Source organism: Streptomyces sp. NPDC032472, from assembly GCF_040636955.1.
Classification (GTDB): Bacteria; Actinomycetota; Actinomycetes; order Streptomycetales; family Streptomycetaceae; genus Streptomyces.
The window spans coordinates 38065-54863 of record NZ_JBEZVK010000027.1; the positions used below are offsets into that span (position 1 = coordinate 38065).

At 74.3% G+C, this 16799-nt stretch carries 15 protein-coding genes and 1 tRNA gene; 2 read left to right on the top strand and 14 right to left on the bottom strand.

Translation table 11 applies throughout. The features are described from left to right. Window positions 1-7 precede the first annotated feature (7 nt). A complete protein-coding gene (locus tag AB0F11_RS19910) occupies window positions 8-1459 on the bottom strand; it encodes a peptidoglycan-binding protein (protein WP_362175199.1) in 1452 nt (483 codons plus the stop codon). 798 nt (window positions 1460-2257) lie between these two features. On the opposite strand from AB0F11_RS19910, the gene AB0F11_RS19915 reads away from it, so the two are divergent. Beyond that, window positions 2258-2331: transfer RNA gene (locus AB0F11_RS19915), tRNA-Lys, on the top strand. A gap of 105 nt (window positions 2332-2436) precedes the next feature. Here AB0F11_RS19915 and AB0F11_RS19920 read toward each other — a convergent pair. The 13 genes from AB0F11_RS19920 to AB0F11_RS19980 form a co-directional block, all read right to left on the bottom strand. Then, window positions 2437-3126: a class F sortase gene (locus tag AB0F11_RS19920; protein WP_362175202.1), complete on the bottom strand. Its 690-nt coding sequence runs from the start codon at window positions 3124-3126 to the stop codon at window positions 2437-2439. A gap of 10 nt (window positions 3127-3136) precedes the next feature. Then, on the bottom strand, window positions 3137-3958 hold the full coding sequence (locus AB0F11_RS19925) for a hypothetical protein (RefSeq protein WP_362175205.1): 822 nt from the start codon (window positions 3956-3958) through the stop codon (window positions 3137-3139). Window positions 3959-4037: 79 nt separating this feature from the next. After that, window positions 4038-4817: an HAD-IIA family hydrolase gene (locus tag AB0F11_RS19930; RefSeq protein ID WP_362175208.1), complete on the bottom strand. Its 780-nt coding sequence runs from the start codon at window positions 4815-4817 to the stop codon at window positions 4038-4040. A gap of 141 nt (window positions 4818-4958) precedes the next feature. Beyond that, on the bottom strand, window positions 4959-6506 hold the full coding sequence (locus tag AB0F11_RS19935; RefSeq protein WP_362175211.1) for an alkaline phosphatase family protein: 1548 nt from the start codon (window positions 6504-6506) through the stop codon (window positions 4959-4961). Window positions 6507-6673: 167 nt separating this feature from the next. Beyond that, window positions 6674-7771 carry a 2-aminoethylphosphonate ABC transporter substrate-binding protein gene (locus tag AB0F11_RS19940; RefSeq protein ID WP_362175214.1) on the bottom strand — a complete coding sequence of 366 codons (1098 nt, stop codon included), beginning with the start codon at window positions 7769-7771 and terminating at the stop codon, window positions 6674-6676. A 100-nt stretch (window positions 7772-7871) separates the two neighbouring features. Continuing rightward, window positions 7872-8669: an ABC transporter permease subunit gene (locus AB0F11_RS19945; protein WP_362175217.1), complete on the bottom strand. Its 798-nt coding sequence runs from the start codon at window positions 8667-8669 to the stop codon at window positions 7872-7874. Further along, complete coding sequence (locus AB0F11_RS19950; RefSeq protein ID WP_362175220.1) at window positions 8656-9627, bottom strand: 2-aminoethylphosphonate ABC transporter permease subunit; 972 nt, start codon at window positions 9625-9627, stop codon at window positions 8656-8658. The genes AB0F11_RS19945 and AB0F11_RS19950 overlap by 14 nt, the downstream gene beginning before the upstream one ends. Then, a complete protein-coding gene (locus tag AB0F11_RS19955; protein ID WP_362175223.1) occupies window positions 9620-10669 on the bottom strand; it encodes an ABC transporter ATP-binding protein in 1050 nt (349 codons plus the stop codon). Before AB0F11_RS19955 ends, AB0F11_RS19950 begins: the two co-directional genes overlap by 8 nt. After that, window positions 10666-11418: a phosphonatase-like hydrolase gene (locus AB0F11_RS19960; protein ID WP_362175226.1), complete on the bottom strand. Its 753-nt coding sequence runs from the start codon at window positions 11416-11418 to the stop codon at window positions 10666-10668. Before AB0F11_RS19960 ends, AB0F11_RS19955 begins: the two co-directional genes overlap by 4 nt. A gap of 7 nt (window positions 11419-11425) precedes the next feature. Further along, complete coding sequence (locus AB0F11_RS19965) at window positions 11426-12553, bottom strand: TIGR03364 family FAD-dependent oxidoreductase (RefSeq protein WP_362175229.1); 1128 nt, start codon at window positions 12551-12553, stop codon at window positions 11426-11428. 147 nt (window positions 12554-12700) lie between these two features. Beyond that, window positions 12701-13465 (bottom strand): GntR family transcriptional regulator, encoded by a 765-nt coding sequence (locus AB0F11_RS19970; protein WP_362175232.1) that lies wholly within the window; start codon window positions 13463-13465, stop codon window positions 12701-12703. 33 nt (window positions 13466-13498) lie between these two features. Then, window positions 13499-14263: a hypothetical protein gene (locus tag AB0F11_RS19975; protein WP_362175234.1), complete on the bottom strand. Its 765-nt coding sequence runs from the start codon at window positions 14261-14263 to the stop codon at window positions 13499-13501. A gap of 250 nt (window positions 14264-14513) precedes the next feature. Next, entirely contained in the window at window positions 14514-15614 is a 1101-nt protein-coding gene (locus AB0F11_RS19980; protein ID WP_362175237.1) for an ROK family transcriptional regulator, read from the bottom strand. A gap of 55 nt (window positions 15615-15669) precedes the next feature. On the opposite strand from AB0F11_RS19980, the gene AB0F11_RS19985 reads away from it, so the two are divergent. Beyond that, on the top strand, window positions 15670-16791 hold the full coding sequence (locus AB0F11_RS19985; protein WP_362175240.1) for a Gfo/Idh/MocA family oxidoreductase: 1122 nt from the start codon (window positions 15670-15672) through the stop codon (window positions 16789-16791). The last annotated feature ends 8 nt before the right edge of the window (window positions 16792-16799 follow it).

Genomic DNA, 16799 nt, shown 5'->3' on the forward strand with positions numbered 1-16799 from the left:
GCCTCCGTCATGCGAACAGCCGCCGCCAGGTCTCCGGGCCCGGGTAGCCGTTCGCCGCGGCACCGCGCCAGCCCTGGGCGCGCTGGAACGCCTCGACGTTGCGGCGGTCGGCCTCGCCCCAGCTGGGTCCCGGACCGGTGGTGTAGTGCTTGCCGAAGCCCTTCTCCACCAGGCGGCGGCGGAGGGCGGTGATGGACGGGTCGGTGGAGCCCGGGCGGAACGCCCACGCCCCCGGGTACGCCGGGGCTGCCGCCAGGCGGCCCTCCTGGCCCATCGGGCCCAGGTGGGCCGGTGCCGCAGGGTGGCCCGGTTGACCCGCCGGGCCCGAGGGGGCCGGAGTTGCCGTCGGTTGGGCCGGGTGCCCCGTAGCGGCCGGGTGGTCGGGAGATGCCGCCGGGTGGCCCGCCTGGCCCGCCTGGCCCGCGGTGCTGGACGGGCGCGGGTCGGCCTGGCGCGCCTGGTGGGCCGGGGCGCCGGAGGGGCGCGGGTGGCCGGGGGCGCCAGAGGGACGGGGGTGGGTCGGGGCGCCGGAGGGCCGCGGGTGACCCGGGCTGCCGGAGGGGCGCAGGTGGGCCGGGGTGCCGGGCGGGCGGGAGTGGGCCGCGCGGCTCGGGGTGGCGGACGGGCCCGTGGGGCCCGGGGTGGCCTTCGAGCCCGGGCGGGCCGGGGGCGCCGGGGTGCCCTTCGGGCCCGCGGCCGGGTCCACCGTCGGGCGGATGTCCTTGCCCGTGCGCTCGACCAGCAGCTGCCAGGTGTGCGGGCCGGGGATGCCGTCGGCGTCCCCGCCCGTCCAGCCCTGGGCGGTCTGGAACGCCTGGGTCGCCAGCAGGTCGGCGTCGCTCCACTTGGTGCTCGCACCGTTGGGGTAGAACCGCCGCCCGCCCCGGTCGATCAGCATCCTGCCGAGCTCGGCGACGTACGCGTTGTCCGCGCCCGGCCCGAACTTGTCGGCCCCGGGGAAGGCGGTGGTCGGCGGGACCACCGGCTTCGGGTCGGTCCCGGTCCCGGTCCCGGTTCCCGTGCCCGGGTCCGGGACGGTCAGCCCGCCCGTCACCCCGAGGTACCGGTACGGCACGTACTTCGACGCGTTCGTCCAGTACCCGTACGGCGTCGTCGCCTTCCGCGTCCTCGGGCGGGTCTGCTCGTAGGCGGTGTAGTGCGTCTTGGTCTCGTCGACCCAGCCGCCGAAGATGACGACGTGCGAGCCGTTCGTCTCGTTCTCCGGGTTGTGGAACAGCAGCATGTCGCCCGGCAGCAGCTCGTCCTTGGTGATCTTGGTGGCGAACTTGTCGAGGCTGCCGGTCCATTCGTTCGAACCGAGGTTCCAGGCCATCGAGACGTAGCCGGAGCAGTCCTGCCGGTAGCCGTCGGTCCAGTACGAGGACATGCTGTACGGGACCTCCGCGTCCAGCCACAGCTTCGCCCGGTTGATGATCGTCGTCCGGTCGAGCCGCCTCACGGTCGACGGCGAACCCGGCGAGCCCGGCGGCTTCGCCGGGGCCGGTCGCCCGTGCAGCGGGGCCCGGGTGCCCTGCGGGGAGGGCGGCTCGTCGCCGACGTCCGCCCCGGGCCCGTCCGTGGGCCCGGGCCCGTCCGTCGACCCGCGTCCGGCCGTCGACCCGCGTCCGGCCGTCGGCCCGCCCCCGGCCGCCGGGCCGTGGCCTGCCGCCGGGCCGTGGCCTGCCGCCGGACCGCGACCTGCCGCCGGACCGCGGCCCGTCGCCGGACCAGGCTCCACCGCCGGCCCCGGGTCCACCGCCGGGCCGCGACCCTGACCGCGCCCCTGCCCCTGACCCGCGCCCACGGGGGCGTTCGCCGCGAGGGCGGCCGAGCCGCCGCCGAGGACCACACCGGCCGCGGTGGCCAGTACCAGCGCCCGCCGGGCACCGCGCGCGGCCGGGTGGCCGCCGTCCCGGAGCGGTATGGCCCGCGCACGGGCGAGAGACCGCCGCCGCTGCACGCAGCCCGGGCAGGCACAGTCGCCCGCGGGCTCGTACTCCTCGAAAAAGGGCGTCGGCATCGACTTCGGCGTCGGCACATGCACCGGGGGCTGCATCGTCATGCGGTTCCGTCCACTCCCCTGCTCGTCCACTTCGTCCACGGATCGGGCAGCCCAGGATCTGTCGGGGCGTCAGATTCGGCTGGACCCAGACATATCGTGCACGATAAACGCCCCAAACATGGGTTAATCGGACAAGGTGGGCGCGGCCGGTCACGAGCACCTCCGGAAGTGGGGTAGAGTTTTCTCTGTCAGCAGGCGCCGCTAGCTCAGTTGGTTAGAGCAGCTGACTCTTAATCAGCGGGTCCGGGGTTCGAGTCCCTGGCGGCGCACCGGCAAGAGGAAGCCCCTCGCAGTGAGAACTGCGAGGGGCTTCCTCGTTGTCCGACGTATCCGCCATACGGTCCTGCCCCGGCGCGTCGCCCGTCCCCGCCCCCTCACGCCGCTGACCCCGCCCCCGCCCCCGCACCCGTGCCCGTCAGGTACGCCGACACGACCACGTTCGCCGTGTACTGCCCAGCCGCCTTGTCGTACGTGCCCCCGCAGGTCACCAGCCGCAGCTCGGCCCGGCCCGGCACCCGGCTGCCGTACGCCTTGTCCGCGTCGAAGCCGGCGCGCTCGTGGACCCGTACGTCGTCGATCGTGAACTCGGCGACCCGCCCGTCCGCCCGGACCACCCGCACCTTGCCGCCCGGCTTCGCGCTGCTCAGGCCGTAGAACACCGCCGGCTTGGACGCGGTGTCCACGTGCCCGACCAGCAGCGCGACCCCCTCCTCGCCCGGCTTGGCGCCGCCGCTCCACCAGCCGACGAGGCCGGGCCGGTCGTACGGGGGCGGATCGAGCGCACCCTGCGGGTCCAGGCCGCGCGGCATCACCGCGGCCTGGATGCCGAGCGAGGGCACGTCGATCCGTACCGGCTCGGACGGCTGCAGCGGGGGGTGCGCGGCCGGCAGGCCCGGGACCGGCACGGACAGCGCGGACCCGCCCGCCTGCCCGGCCGCATGCAGGTCCGGCACCCCGGTGATCTCGCGGCCCCACAGCCACAACCCGAAGACCAGCACCGACCAGGCGGCGAAGGTCAGCAGCCGTCCGCCGCCGGAAGACCGCGGCTCCCCCGGGCCCGACACCGGCCGGGCCTCACTCGCCGCTGCGGCGCCGGCGCAGGGCGAGGGCCCGGCCGGCGACCGCCAGGGTGGCCGCGGCGGCGAGGACGGCGCCGATCACCGTGTGCGGCAGGCCCGGGCCGTCACCGCCGTGGCTCTTCTTCGCCGCGGCGGCCTGGTCCTGCGCCGCGGCCCCCGCCCCCGTCCCGGCCTGCGCCCCGCTCTGCGTCTGGGCGAGCCGGGCCGCCTCGGCCAGCTCGGCGGCCATGCCTCCGCCGCCCGCGTGGACGGGCTTGCTCGGCGTGCGGTGGGCGTCCGGGTGCTCGCCACGGCCCTCGTCCTGGTCATGCCCCTGGCCCTGGTCACGGCTCTGATCACGGCTCTGATCACGGCCCTGGTCGCGGCCCTGGTCGCGCTCCTTGTCGCGCTCCTTGTCCCGGCCCTTCTCCTGCTCCTTCTCGCGCTCCTTGTCCCGGTCGCCGTCCTCGCGGTGGCGGACCACCTCGACGGAGCCGCGCACTTCCTCGCCGCCGCACGACACCCGGACGTCATGCCAGCCGGGCTCGGCCCGCGAGCTGATCATCGCGTCGCCGCCCAGCGCCCGGTCACCGTCGCGACCGGAGGACAGGTTGACATCCGCCACGAAGACGGCGGACTTGGCGGTCGCCCAGCTGCCGTCGCAGCCGCGCAGGCGCAGCTTGACCTGCGCCCCCGGCTCGCCCTGGTGCGGATCGACCGAGATGCCGCCGCGGACCTCCTCGGCCGCCAGGGCGGTGGGCGGCGCGGACACTGCGGTAAGCGCCGCCAAGGCGACGGCCGCACCGCCGGCACGGACAGCGATCAGAGCACTGCGCATGGTGAACCTCCTCATCAAGGAGGTTCACGCGCGGCGTGCCGCTCCGCATCCGGAGCGGCGCGCGCTTGACCCGATCGGATCAGACAAGGTCGACCAGGTCGGCGATGGAGTTCACCGTCCTGGTCGGGCGGTACGGGAACTTCTCGGTGTCCTCGACCGTCGTCAGGCCCGTCAGCACGAGGAACGTCTGCATGCCCGCCTCCAGACCGGCCAGGACGTCGGTGTCCATCCGGTCGCCGATCATGGCGCTGGTCTCGGAGTGGGCGCCGATGGCGTTCAGGCCGGTGCGCATCATCAGCGGGTTGGGCTTGCCGGCGAAGTACGGCTGCTTGCCGGTGGCCTTGGTGATCAGCGCGGCGACGGCGCCCGTGGCGGGCAGCGGGCCCTCGGTGGAGGGGCCGGTCTCGTCGGGGTTGGTGCAGATGAAGCGGGCACCCGCGTTGATCAGGCGCACCGCCTTCGTCATCGCCTCGAAGCTGTACGTACGGGTCTCGCCCAGGACCACGTAGTCGGGGTCGTGGTCGGTGAGGATGTAGCCGATGTCGTGCAGGGCGGTGGTCAGGCCCGCCTCGCCGATGACGTACGCGGTGCCGCCCGGGCGCTGGTCGTCGAGGAACTTGGCGGTGGCCAGCGCCGAGGTCCAGATGTTCTCGACGGGCACGTCGAGGCCCATGCGGCTGAGGCGGGCCTGCAGATCGCGCGGCGTGTAGATGGAGTTGTTGGTCAGGACCAGGAAGGGCTTGCCGGAGTCGCGCAGCCGCTTGATGAAGGCATCGGCGCCGGGGATCGGGGTGCCCTCGTGGATGAGGACCCCGTCCATGTCGGTGAGCCAGGATTCGATCGGCTTGCGCTCTCCCACTGGACTGTTCTCCGCTCTCGGTGGCCATGTCCTCTGACCCGTGAACTCTGGTCTGTACCACCCTATCGGGGCCGGGCCGTGGACGCTCCTGGCGTCCACGGCCCGGACGTTCGAACCGCGCGAGCAGACCGGTCGGGCCGCTCAGGTCAGGTGAACGTTGTCCACCGTCCAGAACCAGTTGTTGCTGCCGGTGTACCGGAACTGGACCTTCACGTCGGTGGCGCCGGCCGGGATCCGGAGCGTCAGGGACTCGGTCTGGGCGACCGCGTCGGCGGTGTGGCTCTTGACGACGGCGGGCGTGCCCCCGTTGTAGGAGACCAGGACCTGGGCGGTCTGGCCGGCCTCGTGGCGGTAGTGCGTCTGGTAGGTGAGGGTGCGGGTGGTGCCGCCCGTCACCGGCCACGCCGGGGTGATCAGGGTGGAGTCGTAGCTGCCGGTGTGGGACTTGTCGTCCCACTCGTCGGAGTCGGCGACCGCGAAGACGTCACGGGAGCGGACGTTCAGCTCCCGCCACTGGTCGCGCTGCGACTGGCTCCAGAACTCGTCGGTGGCGAAGGCCCACCCGGCCCACTCGGCGACACCGCCCGTGCCCATCCGGGAGTTGTCGACGGACCAGCCGGCCGGCGGGGTGTGGGTGTAGCCCTTCACTCCGGCGGGGATGCCGGTCTCGTCCACGCGGCCCTGCAGGGCGGGGCGCAGGGTGTCGAACGCGTCGTTGTCGTCCGGGGCGTCGAGCGCGATGCCGTCGATGGCGCTGCCGGCGGCGACGCCGACATGGGAGAGCGCGGTGGCCGCGACGTCGACGAGCTTGACGTCGCTGCGCACCGAACCGGCCGGTATCCCGGCGCCCTTGGCGATGACGAAGGTGCCGCGCTCCTGGACGGTGGAACCGCCGTGGCCGCCGGCGTCGGTGTGGCCGTGGTCGGTGGTGACGAGGATCTTCCAGTTCTCCTGGGCGTACGTGGGGCGCGCCGCGACCGCGGTCAGCAGCTGGCCGGCCAGCGTGTCGACGCGGGCGATCGCGTCGAGGTACTGCTGGCTGGTGGCGCCGTAGGAGTGCCCGGCGGAGTCGACCTGGCCGAGGTAGACGAACGCGGCGTCCGGGTTCTGGTCGCGCAGTTCGGCCGAGGCCGCGGCGGCGATCTTCGGGTCCTCGCTGCCGTAGCCGTCGCGGTCGCCCTTGAGGCTGAGGCGCTTGTCGACCTTGGCGGAGAAGACCGGGCCGTTCTGGTCGGTGGAGGTGATGGGCTCCCAGTCGGCCGCCGCGTAGGTGTTGAGCGAGGGCCTGGCGTTCTCGATGCGGGTCAGGAAGTCGGGGTAGGCCCCGTAGTTCTTGCCGGTGAAGGAGTTGTCCTTCACGCCGTGCTTGTCGGGCCAGACGCCGGTGGCGATGGTGGACCAGCCGGGGCCCGAGGAGGTGGCCGCCATGGGGCTGGAGTAGAGGGTGCTGCGGGCGGTGAGACCCTGGGCCATCAGGCCGTTCAGGTTCGGGGCGTTGGCGGCCTTGATGCGGTCGAGGACCACGCCGTCGAGGCCGATGACGAGGACCTTGTCCGTGGTGGCTGCGGCGGTCGCGGCGGTGGTGGCTGCGGCGGTCGCGGTGTGCACGCCGAGGGCGGTGGCGAGCAGGGCGGCGGCCGTGGCGGTGGCGGCTGCGGCGAGGGCCCGTCCGGGCAGGACAGTGGGCACGTACTCCTCCGGGAGCAGTCGTCGGGAACGCGCGGGGAAGGCGGTGCGAGCGGTGCGGCAGGTGAAGGCGGTGCGCATGCGCCGGGCCCGAACCGAGAGGACGCTTCGGTCCAGACCCGTTATATGAGGGTCATGTTCCCGGTCGTGGGTGACCGGGAGGCAACCGGTCAGCTTCCGGTTGCCGACTTCCACGCGTCCACGTAGGCCGCGAGGTTCTTGTCGATGTCGGCCCAGTCCGGCTCGAACACCTCGACGCCCGTCATCAGCTTGGTGAGTTCGACGGCGTTGGCGTCGGTCGGCTTGACGTCGGTGCGCGCCGGGAAGCCGCCGCCGACCTCGCTGACCAGCTTCTGCGCGTCCTCGCTGAGCAGGTGGTCGAGGAGCTTCCTGCCGTTCTCGCCGTGCGGGGCCTTGGCCACCAGGCCGGCCGCGTACGGCAGGGCGAAGGTGGTCGGCTTGGCGCCGTCCTTGGCGGGGAACCAGATGCCGAGGTGGGGCATGGACTTGGACTGGGCGAAGTTCATCTGGACGTCGCCGTTGGCGACGAGCAGCTCGCCCTTGTCGGTCTTCGGGGCGAGCTTGCTGGTGGAGGAGGACGGGCCGACGTTGTTGGCCTGGAGCTTCTTCAGGTACTCCATCGCCGGCTCCTGGCCGCCGAAGTCGTGCATCGATTTCACGAGGACGGCGGTGCCGTCGCCCGCGACGCCCGGGGTGGAGTACTGGAGCTTGCCCTTGTACTTGGCGTCCAGCAGCTCTTCCCAGGTCCGCGGGGCGGGGTCGAGCTCCTTCTTGTTGTAGACGAAGCCGAAGTAGTTGTTGACGACGGAGGTCCAGGTGCCGTCAGCGGCCTTGTTCGCACCGTTGACCTGGTCGGAGCCCTGAGGCCGGTAGACCTGGAGCAGGCCCTTGCCGCCCGCCTGCTGGATGAAGGGCGGCAGGGTGATCAGTACGTCGGCCTGGGTGTTGGCCTTCTCGCGGACGGCGCGCTGCACCATCTCGCCGGATCCGCCCTCGACGTACTTGACCTCGATGCCGGTCTTCTTCGTGAAGTCGGCGAAGACCTTGTCGTACCAGCCGTCGCCCTTGTCGCTCTTGAGGCCGTCGGCGCTGTAGACGGTGACGGTCTTGGCGCCGCCCTTGGCGCCTCCGGAGGCGGAAGACCCCGAGGAGCCGGAGGAGCCGGAGCAGGCGGTGAGCCCGGCGGCGAGGACGAGGCTGCCGGCCAGGGCGGCGGCGGTGCGCAGGGGCATGCGGGATCTGGGCATGGCAGGTCCTTCGGGGGAAGAGGAGGAGGAAGAAGAGGAAGAGGCGGGAGAGGTACGGGGTGGAGCAGCCGGCCCGCGCCGGAGACGGCCGGAGGCGGGGTCAGCGGTAGGCGGCCTTGGTTCGGACGCGGGAGACGACCATGAGGACCAGCAGGGTGGTGGTCATCAGGACCACGGCGACGGCAGATCCGCCGAAGAGCGAGCCGCGGTCGGTGGCGGCGAAGATCCGGACCGGCAGGGGTGTCCAGTCCGGCGGGTAGAGCATCATGGTGGCGCTCAACTCGCCCATCGAGAGGGCGAAGCAGAGTCCGGCGGCCGCCGTGAGGGACGGCAGCAGGAGAGGCAGCCTGACCCGGAACAGCACGTACGCGGGACCGGCGCCCAGGGAGGCGGCCGCCTGCTCGTAGGCGGGGTCGAGACGCAGGATGGCAGCCGAAACCGACTGGTGGGCGAACGCGGTGACAAGAATCGTGTGCGCGAGGACCACGATCGAGCTCGTGCCGTTGAGCAGCAGCGGCGGCGTGCTGAACGCGACCAGGACGGCAAGGCCCACGACCACGGACGGAACGGCGATGGGCAGCATGAACAGGGCGTCCAGGGTCCGCTTCCCGCGCCGCCTCAGACCGGCGGCGGCCAGTGCGGCCCAGGTGCCGACGGTCAGCGCGAGCAGGCTGGCGGCGAGGGCGGTGGCCAGCGAGGTGGTCAGCGCCTGGAGCGATTCGCCCCGTACGGCGGCGGCGTAGTTCTCGGTGGTCGGCCCGGAGGGGAAGGCGCCGGACCAGTGGGTGGCGAAGGAGGCGGCCACCACGACGAGCAGCGGCAGCGCGAAGAGCGGCAGGAAGAGGACGGCGAAGACGGCCCAGGCGGCCCAGCGGCCGGCCCTGCTATGCACCAGCACGCTTGCTCACCACCCGGTAGAGGCCGAACAGGCCGACGGAGATTGCGATGTCGACGACGGCGACCACGCAGGCGGCCGGGTAGTCGGCTTCGAGGATCGCCTTGCCGTAGACGAGCATCGGGAGCGTGGTGACGCCCTTGGCCCCGATGAACAGGACGATCCCGAACTCGTTCAGGCACATGACCAGGACGAGGCTGCCGCCTGCGGCGAGGGCCGGGAAGACCTCGGGCAGGATCACCTGCCGGACGATCCGGGCGGGGCGTGCACCGAGCGAGGAGGCGGCTTCGAGCTGGGCGGTGTCCAGCTGGGAGAAGGCGGCGAGCAGCGGGCGCAACACGAAGGGCGTGAAGTACGTGATCTCCGCGAGCAGGACGCCCCAGGGCGTGGTCAGGAAGCGGAAGGGTCCTTCGGCGGCGCCGGAGAGGTCGGTCCACACGCCGTTGGCCATGCCGACCGTGCCGTAGATGAAGAGGAGGGCGAGGGTGATGAGGAAGGAGGGGAAGGAGAGGAAGACATCGATGAACCGGGCGACGCCGCGGGCCCCGGGAAACGGCACGAAGGCGATGACCAGGGCGAGGACGAAGCCGAGGAGGAGGCAGCCGGCGGTGGCGCCGGCGGCCAGCCAGACGGTGGTGCCCAGCGCCTCGCGGAAGGCCCGGGAGTCGAAGACGGAGGCGTACGCGGCGAAGGCGCCACCACCGTGCTCGGGGCTCAGCGACTGCCGGACGACGAGCACGAGCGGGTAGAGGAAGCCCAGCGCGAGCACGGCCACGGGCGGCAACGCCCAGAGGCTGCGCGGCAGCCGGGCGGCCCGGAGCGGGGCGGCAGCGGCGGGGGCGGGGGCCTCGGCGGGGGCAGGGGCCTCTGCCGCGGCAGGGGCTTCGGCCGGAGCCTCCGCGGCCGGGATCCCGCCCGGCGCAGGTGCCACGGTCGAGGCGGGGGCCGGGGCCTCAGCCATCGGACACCCCCGCCGACAGCAGCACCGCGTCGCGCGGCTCGAAGTGCAAGGTGACCTCGTCGCCGAGCGCCGGGGTCTCGCGCAGCTCGGGCAGGTCGGCCTTGACGCGGTGGCCGTCCACGTCGACGTACAGCCGGTGCGTCGAGCCGCGCCACTGGACCTCGGCGATGGTCCCCGTCAGGGCGTTGGGGCCGGCCCCGAGCCGGAGCCGGTGCGGCCGTACGCACAGGGTGGCCCGGGCACCCGGCGCGGCCGGCCCGCGGTCCACCTCCAGCGGTCGGCCCGCGAACACCGCGCCCGCGCCGGCCACCGTCACCGGCAGCAGGTTGGCGTTGCCGACGAAGGAGGCGGTGAACTCGGTGCGCGGCGAGCGGTACAGCTCCTGGGGGGTGCCGCAGTCCTGCAGCCGGGCCCGGTCCATGACGGCGATCCGGTCGGCGAGGGTGAGCGCCTCGACCTGGTCGTGGGTGACGTACAGCATCGACACGTCGGGCAGTTCGCGGTGCAGCCGGTCCAGTTCGGCGAGCATCCCGGAGCGCAGCTGGGCGTCCAGCGCGGACAGCGGCTCGTCCAGGAGGAGCACGCCGGGCCGGATGGCGAGGGCGCGGGCGATCGCCACGCGCTGCTGCTGCCCGCCGGACAGCTCGCGCGGATGCCGCTTGGCGTACGCGGTCATGCCGGTCATCTCCAGGGCCTCGGCGACGCGGCCGGGGATCTCGGCCCGCGGGGTCTTCTGCGCGCGCAGGCCGAAGGCCACGTTGTCCTCGACCCGCAGGTGCGGGAAGAGCGCGTACTGCTGGACGACCATGCCGATGCCGCGCTTGTGCGGCGGCAGGGCGGTGACGTCCCGGCCGCCGATCAGCACCCGGCCGGCGGCGGGCCGCACGAAGCCGGCCACCGCGCGCAGCGCCGTCGTCTTGCCGGAGCCGGAGGGGCCGAGCAGGGCCATGACCTCGCCGGGCTCGATGGTCAGGTCGAGGGAGTCCAGGACGGTGGTGGCGCCGTAGGCGACGGACACCCCGTCGAAGCGGATGCCGCTCACGCGCCCGGCTCCTCGGGCGCGGCGGTGCTTTCGAGTCGGGCCAGCAGCGCGGGCAGTTCGGCGACCGAGCCGAGGACGTGGGTGGCGCCGTGCCCGGTGAGCGCCTCGCGGCCGTGGGCGCCGGTCAGGACGCCGGCCACGGTCCCGGCGCCGGCCCGGCTGCCGCTGAGCATGTCGTACGCGGTGTCGCCGGCGACGGCCACGTCCCGTACGTCGGCCACGGCGCCGGTGCGCAGGAACGCGGCGAGCACCATGTCCGGGTACGGGCGGCCGCGCCCGCCGGCGTCCGCGGGGCACAGGGTGAGGTCGGCGAGCGACCGCCAGCCGAGGGCGTCGAGGATGGCGTCCTGGGTGACGCGGGCGAACCCCGTGGTCAGCACGACGGTGCGGCCGGCGGCGCGGAGCTCCTCGACGGCCTCGCGGGCGCCGGGCAGGGGGGTGACGAGCCCGTCGTCGAGGAGCTCGGCGTACGCCTCCTCGAAGGCGGTGTTGGCCTGTCGGGCGAGGTCCTCCGTACCGAAGAGGTGGCGGAAGACGGAGATCTTCGACTCGCCCATGGTGTCGCGGACGTACTGCAGTCCGGCGGCGTGGTCGGCGCTGCCGGGCTCGACGCCGAGGCGCTCGGCGGCCCGCTCGAAGGCCCGCTCGACGAGTCCGCCGTCGGCGACGGTGGTACCGGCCATGTCGAGGACGACGAGGTTGCGGCTCTTGCCGCTGCCGCTGCTGTTGCTGTTGCTGTTGCTGCTCATGGCGTTCCTACCAGCCCAGTTCGGTCGCGGTGGTCTCGGCGATGGCGGGCGCACAGGTCATGCCGCGGCCGCCCGGCCCGGTCACCAGCCAGACGCCGTCGGCGACCTGCTCGCGGTGGACGACGCGGGTGGTGTCCGTGCACTGCGCGTACACCCCGGCCCAGCGGCGCCGGACCTTCGGCAGCGGGCGGCCCAGGAAGGACTCGACGACCTCGACGAGGTGCTCGTACGGGTCCTCGACGGTGTCGAAGGCGAAGGGGTGCTCGTACTCGTGGGTGTCGCCGATGGTGAGCCCGCCGTCGAGGCGCTGGACCATCAGCAGCTGCATCCGGTGCGCGGCGGCGACCGGCCCTTGCGGCTGGCCGGAGTCGAGGGCGTCGAGGGCGGGGCCGCGGTAGGCGGGGTAGTAGCGGAAGCTGTCGGCGTCCGCGAGGGAGGTGGTGAGCGGCTCGCCGAGCGGGGCGGTCTGCATCATCTGCAGCCGCACGCGGCGCACGATGCTGCGGATGTCCGGGGCGAGTTCGCGGACCAGGCCGGACAGGCAGGCACCGGTGGCCAGGACGACGGCGTCACCGCGGTGGACGTCGCCGTGGTCGTCGCGGACGGCGGCGGCCCCGACGACCTCGCGGACCTCCCGGCCGGGCAGGAAGGTGTAGCGGCCGGTCGCGAGGAGGGCCTCGCGCAGGTGCGGCTGCGCCGTGCGCGGCTCGACGGCGGCGTCGCGCTCGCACCAGAGGGCGGCCTCGAAGGCGCCGCGCAGGGCGGGGTTGAGGGCCCGCGCCTCGTCGGCGGTGACCAGCTTGTAGCCGCGGGCGGCGGCGTCGGTCCGGGCGGCGGCCGCCTCGGCGACGGCGTACTCGGCCGCGGTGCGGACGGGGGTCAGGGAGCCGATCGGGCGAAAGCCCAGGCCGGGCACCCGCGCCCCGATCTCCTCCCACAGCTCTCGGGCCCGCAGGGCGGTGTCGAGCTCCTCGCCCCCGGCCCGCCCGCTGACCCATATCTGGCCGAAATTGCGCAGCGATGCGCCGCGCGCCTCGGCCTCGCGCTCGATCTGGACGACCTCGTGGCCGCGTTCGACTGCTTGCCAGGCGTGCATGGTGCCGACCACGCCGCCTCCGACGACTATGACTCTCACGGCGGCAACGGTGGCTGCGGCCCGTGGAGCGCGGGGGTCCGAGCGGGAACGGGACGGTGAACAGCCCGACACGTTTGGACCAGACCCGTTATGCTTCTGTGATACAGAGCGGGCCGCATATCACCTGGACAGGGAGATTCCGCCCTCCTAGTCCGGCCGCAGATGGGTGGTGAAGCTGAACCGGTCGCCGCGGTAGAGCGAGCGCACCCGCTCCAGGGGCCGGCCGTCCCGGTCCCGCGAGAACCGGTGGATCAGCAGCATCGGCAGCGCCGGCGGGGTCCCGATCAGCAGGGCCTCGCGCGGGGTCGCGAGCACCGTCTCCAGCTTCTCGTCGGCGTCGCCGAAGGAGATGCCGAGACTGTCGAGGAGGTAGCCGTAGAAGGAGGAGTCCGGCTGGAAATCGACGTCCAGGCGGGGCGCCCGCGCCACCCGGATGTACGTGCTCTCCAGCCCGACCCGCTCGTCGTCGGCGAGCAGGACCCGCTCCAGGTGCCAGACCGGCTCCCCCTGCTCGGCGCCGATGCCGTCGGCGAGCTCGGGCGGGCAGGGGAACCGCTCCAGCCCGATCAGATTGCGGCCGGGCCGGCGCCCCTGGCGGCGTACGCCCTCGGTGTAGCTCGCCAGCGACAGGGGCTGCTCCAGCTTCGGGCCCGCCACCACGGTGCCGCGGCCCGAGCGGCGGATCCGGCCTTCGAGCAGCAGCTCGCGCAGCGCCTGGCGCAGGGTCTCGCGGGAGACCTCGTAACGCTCGGCGAGATCACGCTCGGTGGGCAGCAGGCCGCCCTCGCCGAGGTCGTCGAGAAGCCCCGCGATGCGGGCCTTGACGGCGTAGTACTTGGGGATGCGTCCGTGCTCCGGGATGCCGGAGCGCACGGGGGCGCCGGGGCGGTGGTGCCGGGTCTGTTCTTCCACCCTCGGACTGTACGCGGGCGGGGCGTACGGGGGTCAGCGGGGCGGGGTGCGCCCGCGCAGCCGGCGGCCGCCCAGCAGCAGGAGCCCGCCCAACGCGACCGCGACGGCCGCGGCGGTCCCCGCCCCGAGCTCGCCGCCGTACGCCCGGCCGACCGGGCCGGTGTGCGCGAGGGAGCCCGCCTCGACCGGATCCTGGGGGCCGTCGACGGTGAAGCGGTAGCCGCCGGACTCGCCGACCCAGTCACCGTCGTCGGCGCGCCGCTGGACCACGGCGGCATCGGCGACGACCTCGCCGAGGGGGGCGTCGGCGGTGAAACCCAGGTGCACCCGGACGGTCACGGAGCCGCCGGGCCGCACGGCGAATCCGGGAAAGGCCCCGCCGCCGTCGAAGACGGCGATGATCTCGTCGCGGTCGCTGTACTCCAGGCTGACGGGATGGGTGCTGCCGCCCTCAGCCGCCTCGAACTCCATCTTCAGGTGCTCGGGCCTCAGCGCGCGGGCCTCGTCGGTCAGGACCACGACGGGGTGGATGGCGGTGCACTCGCCGTCGGTGGTGTTCGTCAGGTCCAGGAACCAGCTCTGCGACCCGCCGCCGGTCCGGTAGACGGCCGGACCGCCGCGGATCCGCGCCCCGATGGGGAACGCGGTGCTCTTGCCGCCACCGCAGACGGCCTGCGCACGCGACGGGAGGGCGGGAGCGGGCCGGGCACCGCCGCCGGTACCGATGTCCGCACCGGCGGTCGGGGCGGCGAGGACCACCAGGACGGCGGAAAGGGCAAGGGCTTTGCGCAGTCGCATGGCAGACCTTCGCTTCGCTGCTCGCCGGACGGGACGGTGGACCGGGGCGAGAAACCACCACGCCCTTCCCGCACCCTGCCACGCGCGCGCGACCCCGCCCCCGTCCCCCGCCCCGACACCCCGAGGGGTACGCCTGTTCGGCGGAGGGGCGGGGGGCGGGTCGGCGGCGACGCGGCGGGTCGGCGGCGACGCGGCGGGTCGGCGGGGCGGCGGGGTGGCGGGGTGGCGGGGCGGCGGGGCCCCCGCCCCCTCACCCCCGCCCGAACACCCGCCCCAGGGCCAGTTCCGCCGCGCCCTCCGCGACGCCCGCCCGGGCCGTCGCCACCTCCGGGGGTCGGCCGCCGAGGCTGCGGGTGTGCAGGACGTGTCGGACTCCCGCCGTGAAGACCTCCGGGGCGGCGTCCACCACGCGGCCGCCGAGCCACACCCGGTCCGCGTCCAGCAGGGCGACCACGTTCGCGGCGCCCTCGCCCAGGATCCGGGCCGCCTCGGCCAGGTCCCCGCGCGCCACCGCCCCCAGGCACAGCACCTCCGCGCAGCCCCGCCCTCCGCACCGGCAGGGCGGCCCGTCCAGGCTGAGCACCTGGTGTCCGAACTCCCCCGCCGCGGACCGCTCCCCGCGGTAGACCTCGCCGTCCAGCCGGAGTCCCGCGCCCAGGCCGGTGCCGAGGTGCAGGTACACCGAGGTGCCGGAGCCCCCGTACCCGTACCCGGCCCCGGTCCCGCCCGCGGCTGCGGCGCCGGCGTTGGTGTCCTTGTCCAGCAGTACCGGCGGCGCCTGCGGTCCCAGCCGGTCCGCGACGGCCTGCCGCAGCGGGAACCGCTCCCACTGCGGATACCCGGTCACCCGGCCCAGGATCCCGGCGCGCCGGTCGAGCGGCCCGGGCGCGGCGACCCCCACCCCGAGCAGCGCCTGGGGTCCGCCCGCGGCACCGCTCAGCCGGCCCACCGCCCGTACGACCTCCTCCACCACGGCATCCGGCCCCGCCCCGAAGTCCAGCGGGCTGCGGAGCCGGTCCACGACGGTGCCCGCGAGGTCGACCCGTACCGCGCTCAGCTCGTCGCGGTCGGCGTGGACCCCGACCGCGTACCGGGCCTGTGCGGCCAGCCGGAGCAGCGTGCGCGGCTTGCCGCCGGTGGACGCCCCGCGGCCGGCCTCGGCGACGAGGCCCTCGGCCCGCAGCCGCGCCGTGATCTTGCCGACGGCCTGGGGGGTGAGGCCCGTACGGCCCGCGAGGTCGGTGCGGCCGAGGCCCGCCGGGCCGGCTTCGCGCAGCAGGGCCAGCACGAGCGCGTCGTTGTGCCCGCGCAGTGCCGGCAGGTTGACGCCGCTTCCGTTGCTCCAGTCCACCGGTCCATTCTCCACCCTCCTTGCAGTTAGGAAACACTGTTGCCAAAGTGGAGGCATGAACTCCGCCCCCACCCCCTCCCCCACCCACGCCACCGGCCCCGGCCGCACCGCCACTGCCCTCCGCGTGGGCGTCGTCGGCTACGGCCTCGCCGGCTCCGTCTTCCACGCGCCCCTGGTCGCCGCCACCGACGGCCTGGTCCTCGACACCGTCGTCACCTCCGACCCCGGCCGCCAGGAACGGGTCCGCGAGGCCTACCCGGACGTGCGGATCGCCGCCTCCGCGCAGGAGCTGTGGGACCGCAGCCCGGCCCTCGACCTGATCGTCGTCGCCTCCCCCAACAGGACCCACGTCCCGCTCGCCACGGCCGCCCTGGAGGCCGGCATCCCGGTCGTCGTGGACAAGCCGCTCGCCGCGACCGCCGCCGGGGCCCGCGAGCTCGCCGACCTCGCCGACCGGACCGGCACCTTCCTGTCCGTGTTCCAGAACCGCCGCTGGGACAACGACTTCCTCACCCTGCGCCGCCTCCTCGCCGACGGCGAGCTCGGCGAGGTCCAGCGCTTCGAGTCCCGCTTCGAGCGCTGGCGCCCGCAGCTCAAGGGGGGCTGGCGCGAGTCCGGTGCGCCGGAGGAGGTCGGCGGCCTGCTCTACGACCTCGGCAGCCACGTCGTGGACCAGGCGCTCGTGCTGTTCGGCCCGGCCGTACGGGTGTACGCGGAGACCGACGTGCGCCGCCCGGGCGCCGAGACCGACGACGACACCTTCATCGCCGTCACGCACGCGGGCGGCATCCGCTCCCACCTCTACGTGAGCGCGACCACCGCCCAGCTCGGCCCCCGCTTCCGCGTGCTCGGCTCGCGGGCCGGCTGGGTGAAGTACGGGCTCGACCCGCAGGAGGCCGCCCTGCGCGAGGGCCACCGGCCGGGCGACGACGCCCCGTGGGGCGAGGAGCCCGAGCACATGTGGGGCCGGCTGGGCTCCGGCGAGTCCCCGCTGACCGGCGGCGGGACGCCGGTGGCGACGGTGCCGGGCGACTACCCGGCGTACTACGCGGCGGTGGCGGCCGCGCTGCGCGAGGGCGGGCCGGCCCCGGTCACCGCGCGGGAGGCGGCGCAGTGCCTGGAGGTGCTGGAGGCCGCGCGGATCTCGTCCCGGGACGGGGTGACGGTGGAGCTGTGACGCCGAGC